Raw genomic sequence first — 15,629 nt, 5'->3', positions numbered from 1 at the left:
GCCTAGCCTGAGCGCCCTCTCCGCATGGACCGCTGGGCTATCATCATCGGCATCATGACGCCCGAAGCCCCCTGCCTCCTGGTGGCCAGCCCCTCGCTCCTGGACCCCAACTTCCTCCACGCGGTGGTGCTGATCGTCGAACACGACGAGGAGGGGGCCCTGGGGCTGATCCTCAACCGGCCGCTGCCGCTGCCGCTGACCCAGGTCAGCGAGGAAGGTGGCCTGGCCTATCAGGGCTCCGAGGAGGCGACCGCCTGGCGCGGCGGCCCCGTGGATCCCCAGCGGGGCATCCTCCTGGTGCAGGGCGGTCTGCCGGAAGAGGAGGACACCGTGGTGGACCTCACCCACTTCGTGAGCCACCGCAAGGACCTCCTGGAGGCCCTGCTGGCGGACCCTTCCGCCCGCTACCGGCTCTTCCTGGGCTACGCGGGCTGGAGCCCCGGCCAGCTGGACCAGGAGATGGAGGTCGGAGCCTGGACCCGGCGGCCCCTGGTCTCCGAGTGGCTGATGCACCCCAATCCCACGGGCCTGTGGCAGGTGGCCCTGGGCAGCGGGACCAGCGGGTGAGCTGGACGCGGGTTCCGCCTGAAGGGCGCGTTATATCGGCATCAGAAATTTTTATACAAATGGGATGATCCATTAAACGGGTTCACTGCCGGGTAGCCTGAAGCCACGCCGTTCTCCGGAGGAACCGATGACCTGGTCGCGACCCGTCCGTCTCGCCGCCATCCTGGGGGCGGGGCTCCCCCTGGCCGCGGCGGGCAGCGCCCCGGTGAACGACACGGGGACCACGGCCTGGATGCTGACCTCCACCACGCTGGTGCTGCTCATGGTGCCGGGGCTGGCCATGTTCTATGGCGGCCTGGTCCGCACCAAGAACGTGCTGGGCACGATGATGCATTCGTTCTCGGCCATGGCCGTGGTGGGCGTGCTCTGGACGGTGGTGGGCTACGCCCTCAGCTTCGGGCCCAACGCCCTGGGGGGCCTCATCGGCTGGAGCCGTGGGCTCGTGCTCCTGCGCAGCATCGACCACACGATCCTTCCGGCCGGCGTGCCCGAGTACGCCTTCGCCATGTTCCAGGGCAAGTTCGCCATCATCACGCCGGCGTTGATCGCTGGGGCCGTGGCCGAGCGGATCTCCTTCCGGGGCTGGGTGGCCTTCATCACGCTCTGGGTGCTCTTCGTCTACTGCCCGCTCTGCCACTGGGTGTGGGCCTCCGACGGCTACTTCTTCAACCTCGGCGCCAAGGGGGCCATCGACTTCGCCGGCGGCACCGTGGTGCACATCTCCTCGGGCGTGGCGGGTCTGGCCCTGGCCCTGTTCCTGGGGGCGCGCCACGGCTACCCCAAGACCGCCATGGCCCCCAACAACCTGACCTTCACGCTCGTCGGCGCGGGCCTGCTGTGGGTGGGCTGGTTCGGCTTCAACGCCGGGTCCTCCATCGCCTCGAACCTGGAGACGGCCCGGGCCCTCACGGTCACGCAGGTGGCCGCGGCCGCCGGCGCCCTCACCTGGGTGCTCATCGAGATCATCCGCGAGGACAAGCCCACCAGTCTGGGCATGGCCTCGGGCATCCTGGCGGGCCTGGTGGTCATCACGCCCGCGGCCGGCGTGGTCCAGGTGGGCGGGGCCATCGTGCTCGGGGCCATCGCCTCCTGCATCTGCTATGGCATGATCATGCTGAAGAACCGCCTGGGCTATGACGACTCCCTGGACGCCTTCGGCATCCACGGCACCGGCGGCATCGTCGGGGCGCTCGGTCTCACGTTCTTCATCCGGGACTCCTGGTGGGCCGAGGCCGCGGCCAAGGTTCCCGGCTGGGGCCTGCTCGCCCAGCTGAAGGTCCAGGCCTTCGCGGTGGGGGCGACCATCGCGTTCTCCGTGGCCATGACGCTGCTCATCGCCTTCCTGGTGGAGAAGCTCGTGGGCTTCCGCGTGGCGGAGGCGGTGGAGAAGACCGGGCTCGACCACGAGATCCACGGCGAACGGGCCTACGGCCTGAACAACCTCAACTAGCCTGAACCAGGAGGCTCCGATGAAGCTCATCACCGCCATCATCCCCGAGGAGAAGCTCGACGAAGTCCGCGAAGCCCTGATCGAAGCGGAGATCGAGCGCATCACCGTGTGCCGGGTCAGTGGCCACGGGCGCCAGCAGGAGATCATGGTGCAGCGCGGCAAGAAGATCGTGCCCAACCTGATCCCCAAGATCCAGATCACCATCGCCTGCAACGACGCGTTCGAGGACATCACCGTGGACACCATCATCCGCACGGCGCGCCACGGCGCCGGTGAGGTGGGCGATGGGAAGATCTTCGTCCAGGACCTGAAGGAGTGCATCCGCATCCGCACCGGCGAGCGGGGCGGCCAGGCCATCTGAGGCGCTCCCTGATAGAGTGGGACAGGCCAGCCGGTCTGTATCTCCCTTGCTTTATTGACTTATGGGTAGCGCATGCACACCATCCGATTCGACGGCAAGAAACCCGGAACCGCCGAGTGCGAGCAGGAGACGGCCCTGCTGGCCGCCAGCACCCGGGCGGGAGTGCCGCTGCCGCACCGCTGCGGGGGGCACGCCCGCTGCGGCACCTGCCTCATCACCGTGGTCGAGGGCGCCGAGCACCTGAGCGAGAAGGGCATCAGCGAGACCCGCGTGCTGGACGTGCTCAAGGCCAAGCCCGATCAGCGCCTGGCCTGCCAGACCTGGGCCCGGGGCGACGTGAGCGTGCGGTACTAGCCGCTCAACCGACTGGCCGCCGCCCTTCCATGGCGCGGTCCAGCGTGAGCTCGTCGGCGTATTCGAGGTCGCTGCCGATCGGGAGGCCCAGCCCGATGCGGGTGGTGCGGACGCCGATGGGCTCGAGGATGCGGGCCAGCCAGCTGGCGGTGGCCTCGCCGTCGACGGTGGGGTTGGTGGCCAGGATGATCTCCTGGATGGCGCCGTCCTCCAGGCGCTTCAGCAGCTCCCGCACGCGCAGCTGGTCGGGCCCCACGCCGCGCAGGGGCGAGATGAGGCCGCCCAGCACGTGGTAGCGGCCCCGGAAGTGGCCGCTGCGCTCGAAGCTGAGCACGTTGGAAGCCTCGGCCACGATGACGAGGCTGGCGGGGTCCCGCCGCGGATCCAGGCAGATGGGGCAGGTGGGCTGGTCCGTGAAGGCGCCGCAGACCTGGCAGAAGCCCACCTTCTCGGCGGCCTGCTGCAGCTGGTGGGCCAGGTGGGCCATGGCCTCGGGGCCTTCTTTCAGCAAGTGCAGGGCCATGCGCTGGGCGGACTTGGCGCCCACCCCCGGGAGCTTCTGGAGGCTCTCCACCACGGCCTCGAGGGGCGGCGGCAGCTTCACAGCAGGCCTCCGGCTCCAGCGTTACGGCCGATCGCCCACAGCTGACACCTGGCAGTCATCTACAACCCGAGGCCAGGCAGGTTGAGACCTGCACCCATGCCGCCCATCTGCTTCTTCATGGCTTCGTCGACCTTGGTGGTGGCGTCGCGGAAGGCCGCCATCAGCAGGTCTTCGAGCATGGAGGGATCCTCGGGATCCATGGCGTCCTTGCCGATGGAGATGCCCATCAGTTCTTTGGAACCGTTGAGGGTGACCTTCACCAGCTCGCCACCGGCGGTGCCTTCGACCCGCAGGTTGGCCTGGGTTTCCGCCAGCTTCGCCTGCATCTGCTGGGCCTGTTTCATGAGGAAGCGCATGTCCATGTCAGTCTCCGGAAGGGGGTTGGATCTTCGGGCTGCGCATCCGGTGCGCCAGCCGCAACATCAGAAAATATCCCACAGGAAGGGCGATGGCACTCATCACGAAGCCGCCCAACAGATAGGGCGCGAGGATGGGCTTGAGCATGGCGGCCGCGGCCTCGAAGCCTGCGCGGGTGCTGACGCTGTGCCATCCGATGCTCTTCCAGACCACGCCGCTCAGGTCCAGGTGCAGGCCCCGCCCCAGCAGGATGTTGCCGAGCAGGGCGGAGCCCGTGGCCATGGGCACCATGGTCCAGGGATTGTTGGTGAAGGCGCCGAGGAAGGTGAGGGGCCGGTGCAGCTTCTTCGCCAGGGCGCAGATGAGCACCACCAGCCCCGTGTGGGTGCCCAGCAGGGGGTTCCAGGCGATGGCGAAGCCCAAGGCGAAGCTCCAGGCCAAGTGGTGCGGCTCCAGGTCCGGATCAGCCAGGAACCGCTTGGTGCGGGCCCAGATGTGCGTCTTGTCATGATGCGTCATGAAGATCCGAAGTGGTCGAAGCTGAGGTCGGGCATGGGGTGGAGCGACCTTCCATCATAGGCCAGCAGCGGCGATTCCCCGCGGGGCAGGGCTTCGCCGACAGGAATGAGGGGCAGGCCGAGCCGGGCCTCCAGCTCGGCCTGGGGCATTGAACTGCCGAAGCAGCGGGCATAGTCCTCGCCTCCGCGCAGGGCATCCTCATCCAGGGCGGGGTCCACCGCGATGCTGAGGCCCGAGGCCTCCGCCAGGTTGCGCAGGTCCCGGCTGAGTCCGTCGGACAGGTCGAGGCAGGCGTGGATGTCGGGGATTCCGGCCAGCAGCAGGCCCAGGCCCAGCCGGGGGCGGGGGGCCAGGTGGGCCTCCAGCTCCGCATCAGGTCTCGCGGGATCCCACCTGAGGCCGGTCTGGAGCTTCCGCAAGCCCCGCAGGCTGGCGCCGGGACGCTGGTCCACGAAGAGCCGGTCGCCGGGCCGCAGACCGTCCCGCCGCAGCCAGCGGGTGGCGAAGCCGAAGGCCGTGAGGCCCAGACCCAGGCCGGAGGGACGCCCCACGGTGTCCCCGCCCAGGACCACGACTCCGGCCTCGCGGGAGGCCGCCGCCAGGCCCGCCAGAAATCTGTCGAGCCAGGGGGCATCGACCTCCGGGCCCAGGGCCAGGGTGAGGGTGTAGCCGAAAGGCCGTGCGCCGGAGGCATCCAGATCCGAGAGGTTCACCATCAGCAGCTTCCGGGCCAGCAGGTCCGGCGGGTGCCAGTCGAGGCTGAAGTGCTGGCCGGACTCCATGAGATCCGTGGTCACCAGGAGGGTCTGTCCGGTCGGCGTCGCGGGCAGGGCGCCGCAGTCGTCCGTAAGCTGGCCGCCTCCGGGCAGCAGCTCCCGGATCCGGGCAAGAATTCCCGTCTCCTGCAGGCTCATGGGCGGACCTCCGTCACAAGTCCAGTCTCCCACGCCTCTGATGGCGAGGCGAAGCTTGGTCCGGGGCTGCGGCGATGCTAGTTTGGTTGGGTTCGCCCCTCGCCAGGGCCCCAATTGAACCTTTAGGAGACGACCATGGCCATCACCAAAGTGTGGATCGAAGAAGGCTGCATCGTGTGCAATGCCTGCGAAGCCGAGTGCCCCGACGTGTTCCATGTCACCGACACCAGCTGCAACATCAACGGCTCCGTGCGCGAGGACGGCGTCGATTCCGAGAACCGCGACGAGCAAAGCCCCCTCGCCGGCAGCTTCGGCACCGACCTGGAAGCCAGCATCGAGGCCGCCGCCGCCGGCTGCCCCGTGGAAGTCATCAAGTTCGAGAAGGCCTGAGACAGGGGTCAGCCCTCAGTCTTCAGTCCTCTGCAGCGAAGCGGGCGCAAGGCGCCCGCTTCGTGTGTTTACTGAAGACTGAGGACCGGAGACTGCCCCAACTGCGTCACCATGGAAGTCCTACCGGAGGTCCCGATGCTCAACCGTCTGCAGGCCGATCTGAAAACCGCCATGCTGGCTCGGGACGCGGGCCGGACCCAGGTGCTCCGCATGGCCCTGGCCGCCTACAAGAACGAGGCGGTGGCCAAGGGCCTCGGTCCCCAGGGGACGCTTGCCGAGGCGGACGCCCTCGCCGTGCTGAAGCGCCTGGTGAAGTCCCGGGAGGACAGCATCACCCAGTTCGAGAAGGTGGGCCAGGTGGACCGGGCGGCCCAGGAGCGGGCGGAGATCGAGCTGCTGAAGCCCTACCTGCCGGCGATGATCGAGGGGCCGGCTCTGGAGGCGGCCGTGAAGGCGGCCATCGCCGAGAGCGGGGCAACCACGAAGAAGGACATGGGCCTGGTCATGAAGGCCCTGCAGGCCGCCCACGGCGGCGCCTTCGACGGCAAGGCCGCCAGCGCACTGGTGCAGAGCCTGCTGGGGTGACGCCGGTAGCCACGGACGCGCAGACCAGGCTTGGCCTGGGCTGCGCGTGGGGGGCGAAGGGGGGACTTCGCGAGCGAAGCGAGCAGGCGGTCCCCCCTTCCTGAGATAGACTCGAAGGTTCGAGGCCCCCATGAAGCAGTCGAAGCTCCTGATCCAGACCCTGCGCGAAACGCCGCGCGATGCCGACGTGGTGAGCCAGCAGCTCATGATGCGTGCCGGCATGATCCAGAAAGTGGCCGCGGGCATCTACAGCTACCTGCCGCTGGCCTTCCGGAGCATCCGCAAGTTCGAGGAGATTGTCCGCGAGGAGCTGGCCAAGGACGGCTGTCAGGAGCTGCTGATGCCCGCGGTGCTGCCGGCGGAGCTGTGGCAGGAGAGTGGCCGCTGGAAGTTCTACGGCGATGAGCTGCTCCGGTTCTGCGACCGCAAGGCCAAGGCCGAGGTCGCCGAGCGCCGGGCCCGCGGGGAGAAGCCCGACGAGCGGGAGTTCTACAACTTCTGCCTGGGCCCCACGCACGAAGAGGTGATCACGGACATCGTCCGCAAGAATGTGCGCAGCTACAAGCAGCTGCCCATGAACCTCTTCCAGATCCAGAACAAGTTCCGCGACGAGCGCCGCCCCCGCTTCGGCCTCATGCGCGGTCGCGAGTTCACCATGAAGGACGGCTACTCCTTCCATGTGGATGACGCCTGCGCCGACCGCGAGTACTGGGCCATGTTCAACGCCTACAAGCGGATCTTCAGCCGCCTGGGCGTGAAGTTCCGCCCGGTGGAAGCCGACAGTGGCGCCATCGGCGGCAGCTTCACCCACGAGTTCCATGTGCTGGCCGGCAGCGGCGAGGACGCCATCCTCAGCTGTGACGCGTGTGATTACACCTCCAACATCGAGAAGACGGAAGCGCCGGCGCTGCCTGCCGGAGATCACGGGAAGGCCTTCGAGCTGAAGAGGGACCACTTCCGTACGCCGGGTGTCGTCGGCCAGGTCGAGCAGGCCGCGGGCATGATCGACGCGGACCACCCCCAGGGCATGCCCATCACGCAGACCAGCAAGTTCTTCCTCTACCGCGTCACGTTCGCGGACGGGGCGACGAAGCTGGTGGGCGCCGTTCTGCGCGGAGACCACGAGGTGAACCCGGTCAAGGTGAAGAACTTCGTGGGTGCCGCCGAGCTGGAGCTGATGCCCTTGGAGGAGGCCGAGGCCTTCACCGGCGCCAAGAGCGGCTTCATGGGCCCTGTGGGGCTGAAGGATGTGACCTTCCTCGTGGACCGCAGTCTCGAGGGCGCGGTGAATCTCACCTGCGGCGCGAACCGCACGGACTACCACCACTTCGGCCTGGACCCGGTCCGTGACCTTCCGGGCTGCACCTATGCGGATCTCCGCATGGCGGCCGAGGGTGACAGCTGCACGCGCTGCGGGAAGGGGACCTACCAGGCCTTCCGCGGCATCGAGGTGGGCCAGGTCTTCAAGCTGGGCCTGAAGTATTCCAAGAGCATGGGCTGCACCTTCCTCGACGAGCAGGGCAAGGAGAACCCCATGGTGATGGGCTGCTACGGCATCGGCATCACCCGCACCGTGGCCGCCGCCGTCGAGCAGAACTACGACGCCGACGGGATCATCTGGCCCTGGCCCATCGCGCCCTACCAGATCCACATCGTCTGCCTCGACCCGGCCAACCCCGAGGTGGCTGGCGTGGCAGCGCAGGTCGAGAAGGACCTGGAGCAGGCCGGCTTCGAGGTGCTGCACGACGACCGCGAGGGCATGAGCCCCGGCGCCAAGTTCAAGGATGCTGACCTGCTGGGCTTCCCCCTGCGCCTGACCGTCGGCGCCAAGGGCCTGAAGGACGGCATCGTGGAGCTGCGCGACCGCCGCACCAAGGAGGTCGTCAAGCTCAAGCCCGAGGCCGCCGTGGCCGAGGTCTCCGTGGCCCGTGACCGCATCATGCAGGAGCTGGAAACCGCAGGAGGGCGTTAGGGCCTCCCTTCACCTTGGGGTGCGGCCGCGCAAGGGGCGCCGCCCAAGCGAGACAAGGAGAACGACGATGGCGATAGCGGCACTATCGGCGAGGCGTTCGACGCAGTATCGCGCCGGGCGCCGCCCCTTGCCCTCCGGGACGTGGCCAGCCGCACCTCTGGCGGCGTTGCCGGCCTTGAACGATGTCCCGCATCGCCCTGCGGCCGGCGCCTTCTCGGTATCGCCGGAGGCGATACGCGAGGCGTACAGACATCTGCCAGAGGCGCGGCTGGCCGACGTCGCGGCTCCCATCCAATGTGAAGGGAGGCCCTAATGGCCGAGGGCCGGATCCACCTCACGACCTTCATCGAAGGCGTGCTGGTCCATGGCCAGCAGACGCCCTTCGTGCTGCTCGTGCCCTCGCCCCATACGCCCCACCGCGGCCTGCTCATGCCCGCCCAGATCCCCTGGTCGCCCGGCTTTCTGCCCACCGCCCTGCTGAACGCGCAGATCGAGGCGGGGTGGGGCATGCCCTACCGGTTCGTGGACAAGTCCACTCTGCCCGTGGTCTTCGACGAGCGCACCAGCCGCCTGCCCACCCCCTGGCTGCTGAGGCTGGAGGGGCTTGAAGGCCAGCAGCGCCTCTACCTCAGCCACCTGCTCCGCACCAAGGCCCCGGAGGACCTGTTGCCGCCCCCCCCCACCGGCGGCCAATGGCTCCATGAGAAGGGCCTGCAGAACGCCGACCTGCTGCCCGGCGTGCGCCGGCTCTGCCAGGCCGCCCTGCAGGCGGTGGCCGAAGGGTGAGATTCCATCCATCGTCCGTTCAAACGAAAATCGGCGCCGTTCGGCGCCGATTTCCATGGGGACTACGCCCTGAGTCAGAACTGCTCGAACGCGTTGAAGAAGTAGCCCACTTCGAACCTGGCGCTCTCGGGCTTGTCGCTGCCGTGCGTGGCATTGCGGCCGATGCTGGCGCCAAAGCGCTTGCGGAGGGTGCCTTCGGCGGCATTGGCGGGGTTGGTCGCGCCCATGAGGTCGCGCCAGCGCAGGATGGCGTTCTCGCCCTCCAGCACCATGATGGCCACGGGGCCCTCGGTCATGAAGGCCTCCAGTTCGGCGTAGAAGCCCTTGCCCACGTGCTCGTGGTAGAAGCCCTGGCAGATGGCGGGGGTGAGGCGGGTCAGCTTCAGGCCGACGATCTTGAGACCGCTCTGCTCGATGGCGGTGAGAATCTCTCCCATGTGGCCGTCCTTGACGGCGTCGGGCTTGACGATGGCAAAGGTGCGCTCAAGGGTCATGGTTTCTCCGGAATCCAAACAATCAGTGTGCCCTGGATAGATAAGTCGGGCAACCACGAAGGCTTGGGAGACCGCACCCCCACTGGGAATTGGTCCTTCATCACGCTACAATCAACGGTTTACGCGACTGGACGGATCCATGATCGACAACCTCCTCAAGAAACTCATCGGTTCCAAGAACGACCGGGAGCTGAAGCGGCTGTGGGCCAAGGTCCAGTTCATCAATGCCCTGGAGCCCGAGATCTCGGCCCTGAGCGATGAGGCGCTGAAGGCCAAGACCCCTTATCTCAGGGAGAAGCTGGCCAACGGGGCCACCCTGGAAGACATCCTGCCCGAGGCCTTCGCCGTGGCGCGGGAAGCCAGCAAGCGCGTCCTCAAGATGCGCCACTTCGATGTGCAGCTGGTGGGCGGCATGGTCCTCCACGAGGGCAAGGTGGCCGAGATGAGGACGGGCGAGGGCAAGACCCTGACCGCCACGCTGCCCCTGTACCTCAACGCCCTGGCGGGCAAGGGCGCCCACCTGGTCACCGTGAACGACTACCTGGCCCGCCGCGACGCCGAGTGGATGGGCCGCCTCTACTCCTGGCTGGGCCTCACCATCGGGGTCATCCAGCACGGCCTCGACGACCAGGAACGCCGCGACGCCTACGGCTGCGACATCACCTACGCCACCAACAACGAGCTGGGCTTCGACTACCTCCGCGACAACATGAAGTGGGACCTGGAGGACTTCACCCAGCGGGGCTTCCACTACGCCATCGTGGACGAGGTGGACTCCATCCTCATCGACGAGGCCCGCACGCCGCTCATCATCGCGGGCAGCAGCGAGGAGGACACCTCCAAGTACTTCCGCATCGACGCGATCGTCCCCAAGCTCAAGGCCGAGGTCCACTACAAGGTGGACGAGAAGGACCGCCAGGTGATGCTCACCGACGAGGGCATCCATCACGCCGAGCAGCTGCTGGGCGTGGCGAACCTCTACGATCCGGGCAGCATCGAGACCCTGCACGGCCTCAACCAGGCCCTGCTGGCCCACAACCTCTACCGCCTGGACGTGGACTACATGGTCCGCCCCAAGGAGGACGGCAAGGGCATGGAAGTGGTCATCGTGGACGAGTTCACGGGCCGCCTGATGCCGGGCCGCCGCTGGTCCAACGGCCTGCACCAGGCCATCGAGGCCAAGGAGGGCGTGGAGGTCAACGCCGAGAACCAGACCCTCGCCACCGTGACCTTCCAGAACTTCTTCCGCATGTACGGCAAGCTGGCCGGCATGACCGGCACGGCCGAGACCGAGGCCACAGAGCTGCACTCCATCTACAAGCTCGACGTGATCATCGTTCCCACGAACATGCCGATGATCCGCAAGGACTTCGCGGACACGGTATACGCCACCCGCAGCGGGAAGAAGAAGGCCATCGTCGAGGAGATCCGCGAGCTCCACACCAAGGGCCAGCCGGTCCTGGTGGGCACCGCCAGCATCGAGAGCAGCGAGGATCTCGCCGACGCCCTCAAGGCCGCCCGCATCCCCCACGTGGTGCTGAACGCCAAGCACCACGAGCGTGAGGCCGAGATCGTGGCCCAGGCGGGCCGCAAGAGCGCCGTCACCATCGCCACCAACATGGCGGGCCGCGGCACCGACATCATCCTGGGCGGCAATCCCGAGGGCATGGCCCGGCTGGAAGCCAAGAAGAAGGACATCGCCCTCTACGACGAGGAGGGCTTCGAAACGGCGGAGTTCTCCGCCCTCGTGGAGCAGATGCGGGAGCAGACCGCGGCCGAGCATGAGGAGGTGGTCAGCCTCGGTGGGCTGCACATCCTTGGCACCGAGCGGCACGAGAGCCGGCGCATCGACAACCAGCTCCGCGGCCGCGCAGGCCGCCAGGGCGATCCCGGCAGCAGCCGCTTCTACCTGTCCCTCGAAGACGACCTGATGCGGATCTTCGGCGGCGACCGGATCAAGAGCCTCATGGGCGCCATGGGCATGAACGACGACGAGCCCATCGAGGCCGGCATGGTCACCCGGGCCATCGAGCGCAGCCAGAAGCGGGTGGAGGCCCACCACTTCGAGATCCGCAAGCACCTGCTCGAGTACGACGATGTGATGAACAAGCAGCGCATCTTCTTCTACGGGCTGCGCACGGAGATCCTCAAGGGCAACACCAAGGATTACGTGCTGCGGGTCGCCGGTGAGATCGCCGAGGGCATCTGCAACGACTTCCTGCCCGACAAGGGCGAGCGCGACCTGGCGGGTTTCCGCGAGCGCGTGGAGCAGCTCTTCACCCTGACGGGCGAGGAGGTGGATGCGGTGGGCCAGCTGCCCTATGCGCAGGCCCGCGAGGCCCTGGCCGTCCTGGTGCAGAAGTTCTACGAAGGCAAGGACGAGCGGCTGGGCGGCGAGGGCATGCGCAGCTACGAGCGCTGGTCCATCCTCCAGATCATCGACGCCGCCTGGAAGCGCCACCTGCTGGTCATGGACCACCTCAAGGAGGCCATCGGCTTCCGCGGCTACGGCCAGAAGGATCCGCTGGTGGAGTACAAGCGCGAGAGCTACGAGTACTTCGAGCAGATGCGCTTCGGCTACGAGGACGAGATCATCTCGTACCTCTACCGTGTGGAACCCCAGCCCGCCTACACGCCGGATGAGGACCTCTTCCGGGGCCCCTCGGACACCTTCGAGCTGGGGCCCGATGAGCAGGGCAACGCCCCCGACGGCATCCAGCGCGTGCTGCGGTTCACGGCGGGTGGGTTGGAGGACTGATTTTTCCGACCTCTTTGACTTGAGAAAATCGCAGGGGGCCAGCCGGCCCCCTGCGATTTTCTTGGGCAGGCCCTCTGGCCCTGCTACGGTTTCTGGATATGGAACTCATCGTCGTCACGGGACTCTCCGGCGCCGGCCGCCACTCGGTGCTGGGCGCGCTGGAAGACAGCGGCTGCACGGCCCTGGATAACGTTCCGCCCCGGCTCCTGGAGCCCCTGATCGAGCTGGAGTCCAAGCTCCGGCCGGGCCGGGAGCGCTTGGTGGTGGGGATGGACAGCCGCCAGGCGGACTTCGCCCACGAGTTCGGCCCCCTGCTGGAGCGCCTCAGCGCCGGTAACGTGCCGGTGCAGGTGGTCTTCGTGGAGGCAGACGATAGCGCGCTGTTGCGCCGTTACTCGGAGACGCGGCGGCCCCACCATTTCGCCCTGCTCGGTTCCGCCGGGGAGGGCATCCAGCGGGAGCGGGAGCTGCTGGCCCCGATCCGGGCCCTGGCCACCTCCATCCTCGACACAACGGATCTGAGCCTGGCGGACCTGCGCCAGCGCGTCGCCGCCCTGGTGCCTCAGCTGCCGACGCGCAGCACGGCCGTGCGGCTGCTCAGCTTCGGGTTCAAGCGGGGCGTGCCGGCCGATGCGGACGTGGTGCTGGACGCCCGGTTCCTGCCCAACCCCTACTACGTGGAGGCCCTGAAGCCGCTGACGGGATGCGATTCGGCGGTGCAGGAATACCTGCTCGAGTCCCCGGAGTTCCGCGAGTTCCTCGAGCGGGCGGAGTCCTGGCTGCGCTGGTCCCTGCCCCTGGTGCGCCAGGAAGGCCGCGCCTACCACACCCTCGCCATCGGGTGCACCGGCGGCCAGCACCGCTCCGTGGCCCTGGTGGAGTTGCTCGCCCACCGGATCCGGCACGATGTGGCCGCCCTCACCGTGCGGCACCGGGAGCTGAACGGGTGATCATTCCCCGGTGAAGATCACGCCGCGCTTCGCCAGTTCCGCGCGGATGAAGCTCCAGGCTCCGGGCTCCTGGCCCAGGAATTCCGGCGGATTGACGCCCTGGCGGGCGTAGCCGCCCTTGGCCATCAGCCGCACGGCGGCCGTGCAGGTGTAGCCGGTGGTCCTCGCCATGGAGGTGGTCTTCGTGGCACGGTCGTAGCGATCGAGCAGATCCAGCTCCCGGCGCACCCGCTGGCCATCCTTCAGGCCGGTCACGGTGACGCGCATGACCGTGAAGTCCTCGTCGCCCTCCTGCATGAACCACATGGGGAAGAGCAGGGCGGTGGTGAGGTCCAGGGGGCTGATCTCCACGCCAGCCACCTGGAGCTTCTCCTTCCGGAAGAACCCGGATTCCCGCAGCATCCGCATCTTCTCGATGTGGCCGGGGTAGCGGAGCGTCTTCTCCTTCATGTCCGGCACCTGGGGGAAGGTGTGGATGAGGCTGCGGAGGCCGTCTGTGTTGAAGGACTCCAGGGTGCCCAGACCCTCGAAATTCAGCAGCTCCGGCTCGGAAAGGGCGGGCATTGTGATCGTGCGGCCATCCTTCACGTAGCGGGCGGGCCGGGTGTACTCCTCGATGACATCGATGGGGCTGAAGCCGGCCTTGTACTCGTAGGGCCAGGTTCGCACGGCGGGCAGGCCACCCACCAGGCACTCGAAGGAATCCACGTGGTCCCACTGCCGCAGGGTGTCGCCGAGGATGATGTTCCCGCAGCCGGGAGCGATGCCGCAGTCCACGATGGCCGTGAGCTGTTGGGCCTTCGCCAGGGCATCCAGCTCGAAGCAGTCCTCGTCGAAGAAGGAGATGTCCACCAGGGCCTTCCCGGCCTCCAGCACGGCCTTGGCGGTGGCGAAGCCCATGAAGCCCGGCACGGCGCCCACGACCAGGTCCGCGTCCGCCACGGCGGCCTTCACACCATCGGGGGAAGCCAGGTCGGCGGGCCGGGTGGCCAGTCCCGCGCCGCGCATGCGGGCCAGGGCATCCTCCGAACGATCGGCCACCGTGACCTTGAAGTCCGGAGCCAGATCCTTGGCCATGGCGCCGCCGACGCGGCCGGCTCCGAGAACAACGACGTGGGTCATGGGAGACTCCCTTCAGAGGCCGCGGCGCGGGGCTTCACGGCGAGGTAGACGGGCCAGCCGAGGGCCACCAGGGCCAGGCCGGGCCAGGAATAGCTGGGCCGGTGGATGAAGAGGGCGCCGATGATGGCGAGGGCGCCGATGAGGTAGAGCCCCGGAACGAAGGGGTAGCCCCAGACCTTCACGGGGCGTTCCAGGTCGGGCCGCCGCCAGCGGAGGAGGAAGATCCCGCCGACGGCCAGGACGTAGAAAAGGATCGTGGGCAGCATTACGAAGTCCAGCAGCTGCCCGTAGGTGCCCGTGAGGGTGAGGAGGCATGTCCACAGGGCCTGGATCCAGAGCCCGAAGCCCGGAACGCCGTGCTCGTTGAGGAGGGCGGCGCGGGGGTAGAAGAGGCCATCTTCCGCCATGCGCTGGTAGACCCGGGCGCCCGACAGCACCAGGCCGTTGAGGCAGCCGAACATGGACACCAGGATGCTGCCCGCCATGATGAGCCCGCCGCCGCTGCCCAGGAGGGCCTGGAGGGCGGCGCTGCCGACGCGGTCCTGGGGGGCGTGGGCGATGCCCGAGGGCCCCAGCACCTTCAGATAGGCCGCGTTGGCCAGCACGTAGAGACCGCAGACCATGGTCGTGCCGATGAGCAGGGCGAAGGGGATGGTCCGCTTCGGCTCCTTCACCTCCCCGGCGATGAAGGTGATGGCGTTCCAGGCATCCGCCGAGAACAGGCTCCCGGTCTGCACCACCAGCAGGGCCGTGAGGAAGGGCAGGGCGGCGCCGTCTGTGGCGATGAAGGGGGCCTGGGAGGGCGCGACGGCGGGCTTCAGCAGCAGGCCCAGCAGGATCAGGGCCGCCAGGCCGCCGATCTTGGCCACGGTGAAGAGGTCCTGGATGCGGGAACCCAGCCGCACGCCGTAGAGGTTCACGGCGCTCAGCAGGACCACCACCGCGATGCCGGACAGCCGGGAGGGCGTGAGCCCCAGGTGGTAGGGACCGACGCCGATGGCATGGGTGACCTTCATGAGCGGCACGTCCAGGTGGGGCCCGATCCAGGCCGCATCCGTGACCGCCGGCAGGAAGCTGCCCAGGTACTTCCCGAAGCCCACGGCCACGGCGGCGATGGTGCCGCACTCGATCACCACGAAGAAGGTCCAGCCATAGAGGAAGCCCACGGCGGGGCCGTAGGTCTCGCGGAGGTAGGTGTACTGGCCCCCGGCCTGGGGGAACATCCCGGCCAGTTCGCCATAGCTCAGGGCCGCGAAGAGGGTGAGGATCGCCGTGAGGCCCCAGGCCGCCAGCAGGAAGCCTCCGGAGCCGCCCGTGCGGATCATGTCGGCGGCCACGATAAACACGCCGCTGCCGATCATGGAACCGGCGATGAGCATGGTGGCGGAGAACAGGCCGACATGCCGGCGGTAACCAGGTGCGCTCATAGGTTCCTTGGGTGGATGG

17 protein-coding genes are annotated in these 15,629 nt (G+C 67.9%); 10 read left to right on the top strand and 7 right to left on the bottom strand.

Annotated features, from left to right (window positions below; genetic code table 11):
- The first annotated feature begins 24 nt into the window (after positions 1-24).
- From QSJ30_RS06640 to QSJ30_RS06625, 4 genes are all read left to right on the top strand, one after another.
- The gene (locus tag QSJ30_RS06640) at positions 25-567 is read left to right on the top strand and encodes a YqgE/AlgH family protein (protein WP_285607663.1); all 543 of its coding nucleotides are present in this window, start codon (positions 25-27) and stop codon (positions 565-567) included.
- Between the two features lie 127 nt (positions 568-694).
- Positions 695-2,017 (top strand): ammonium transporter, encoded by a 1,323-nt coding sequence (locus QSJ30_RS06635; protein ID WP_285607662.1) that lies wholly within the window; start codon positions 695-697, stop codon positions 2,015-2,017.
- A 19-nt stretch (positions 2,018-2,036) separates the two neighbouring features.
- Positions 2,037-2,378: a P-II family nitrogen regulator gene (locus QSJ30_RS06630; protein WP_285607661.1), complete on the top strand. Its 342-nt coding sequence runs from the start codon at positions 2,037-2,039 to the stop codon at positions 2,376-2,378.
- A gap of 72 nt (positions 2,379-2,450) precedes the next feature.
- The gene (locus QSJ30_RS06625) at positions 2,451-2,732 is read left to right on the top strand and encodes a 2Fe-2S iron-sulfur cluster-binding protein (RefSeq protein WP_285607660.1); all 282 of its coding nucleotides are present in this window, start codon (positions 2,451-2,453) and stop codon (positions 2,730-2,732) included.
- 4 nt (positions 2,733-2,736) lie between these two features.
- On the opposite strand, the gene recR is transcribed toward QSJ30_RS06625, so the two are convergent.
- The 4 genes from recR to QSJ30_RS06605 are packed head-to-tail and all read right to left on the bottom strand — an operon-like array spanning position 2,737 to position 5,126.
- Positions 2,737-3,336, bottom strand: coding sequence for a recombination mediator RecR (recR, locus tag QSJ30_RS06620; RefSeq protein WP_285607659.1), 600 nt, complete (start codon positions 3,334-3,336; stop codon positions 2,737-2,739).
- Between the two features lie 59 nt (positions 3,337-3,395).
- On the bottom strand, positions 3,396-3,698 hold the full coding sequence (locus tag QSJ30_RS06615) for a YbaB/EbfC family nucleoid-associated protein (RefSeq protein WP_285607658.1): 303 nt from the start codon (positions 3,696-3,698) through the stop codon (positions 3,396-3,398).
- Between the two features lies 1 nt (position 3,699).
- On the bottom strand, positions 3,700-4,212 hold the full coding sequence (locus QSJ30_RS06610; RefSeq protein WP_285607657.1) for a DUF2062 domain-containing protein: 513 nt from the start codon (positions 4,210-4,212) through the stop codon (positions 3,700-3,702).
- Positions 4,209-5,126, bottom strand: coding sequence for a thiamine-phosphate kinase (locus QSJ30_RS06605; RefSeq protein WP_285607656.1), 918 nt, complete (start codon positions 5,124-5,126; stop codon positions 4,209-4,211). Before QSJ30_RS06605 ends, QSJ30_RS06610 begins: the two co-directional genes overlap by 4 nt.
- Before the next feature lie 135 nt (positions 5,127-5,261).
- Here QSJ30_RS06605 and QSJ30_RS06600 point away from each other — a divergent pair, with 135 nt between their 5' ends.
- The 4 genes from QSJ30_RS06600 to QSJ30_RS06585 all read left to right on the top strand — a co-directional run bounded on the left by QSJ30_RS06600 (position 5,262) and on the right by QSJ30_RS06585 (position 8,859).
- Positions 5,262-5,516, top strand: coding sequence for a ferredoxin (locus tag QSJ30_RS06600; protein WP_285607655.1), 255 nt, complete (start codon positions 5,262-5,264; stop codon positions 5,514-5,516).
- A 135-nt stretch (positions 5,517-5,651) separates the two neighbouring features.
- Complete coding sequence (locus QSJ30_RS06595) at positions 5,652-6,101, top strand: GatB/YqeY domain-containing protein (protein ID WP_285607654.1); 450 nt, start codon at positions 5,652-5,654, stop codon at positions 6,099-6,101.
- Positions 6,102-6,231: 130 nt separating this feature from the next.
- Complete coding sequence (gene proS / locus QSJ30_RS06590) at positions 6,232-8,073, top strand: proline--tRNA ligase (protein ID WP_285607653.1); 1,842 nt, start codon at positions 6,232-6,234, stop codon at positions 8,071-8,073.
- A 312-nt stretch (positions 8,074-8,385) separates the two neighbouring features.
- Positions 8,386-8,859, top strand: coding sequence for a hypothetical protein (locus QSJ30_RS06585; RefSeq protein WP_285607652.1), 474 nt, complete (start codon positions 8,386-8,388; stop codon positions 8,857-8,859).
- A 74-nt stretch (positions 8,860-8,933) separates the two neighbouring features.
- On the opposite strand, the gene ndk is transcribed toward QSJ30_RS06585, so the two are convergent.
- Positions 8,934-9,353 (bottom strand): nucleoside-diphosphate kinase, encoded by a 420-nt coding sequence (gene ndk / locus QSJ30_RS06580; RefSeq protein WP_285607650.1) that lies wholly within the window; start codon positions 9,351-9,353, stop codon positions 8,934-8,936.
- A gap of 139 nt (positions 9,354-9,492) precedes the next feature.
- Here ndk and secA point away from each other — a divergent pair, with 139 nt between their 5' ends.
- Positions 9,493-12,111 (top strand): preprotein translocase subunit SecA, encoded by a 2,619-nt coding sequence (gene secA / locus QSJ30_RS06575; protein WP_285607648.1) that lies wholly within the window; start codon positions 9,493-9,495, stop codon positions 12,109-12,111.
- 98 nt (positions 12,112-12,209) lie between these two features.
- Positions 12,210-13,061 (top strand): RNase adapter RapZ, encoded by an 852-nt coding sequence (gene rapZ / locus QSJ30_RS06570; protein WP_285607646.1) that lies wholly within the window; start codon positions 12,210-12,212, stop codon positions 13,059-13,061.
- On the opposite strand, the gene QSJ30_RS06565 is transcribed toward rapZ, so the two are convergent.
- The gene (locus tag QSJ30_RS06565; protein ID WP_285607644.1) at positions 13,062-14,183 is read right to left on the bottom strand and encodes a saccharopine dehydrogenase family protein; all 1,122 of its coding nucleotides are present in this window, start codon (positions 14,181-14,183) and stop codon (positions 13,062-13,064) included.
- Positions 14,180-15,610, bottom strand: coding sequence for an APC family permease (locus QSJ30_RS06560; protein WP_285607642.1), 1,431 nt, complete (start codon positions 15,608-15,610; stop codon positions 14,180-14,182). Before QSJ30_RS06560 ends, QSJ30_RS06565 begins: the two co-directional genes overlap by 4 nt.
- Between the last annotated feature and the right edge of the window lie 19 nt (positions 15,611-15,629).

The organism is Geothrix edaphica (assembly GCF_030268045.1).
In the GTDB taxonomy this organism is placed as follows: Bacteria; Acidobacteriota; Holophagae; order Holophagales; family Holophagaceae; genus Geothrix; species Geothrix edaphica.
The sequence above is the reverse complement of the archived record's forward strand: the minus strand, read 5'-3'. Positions and strand labels throughout refer to the sequence as shown.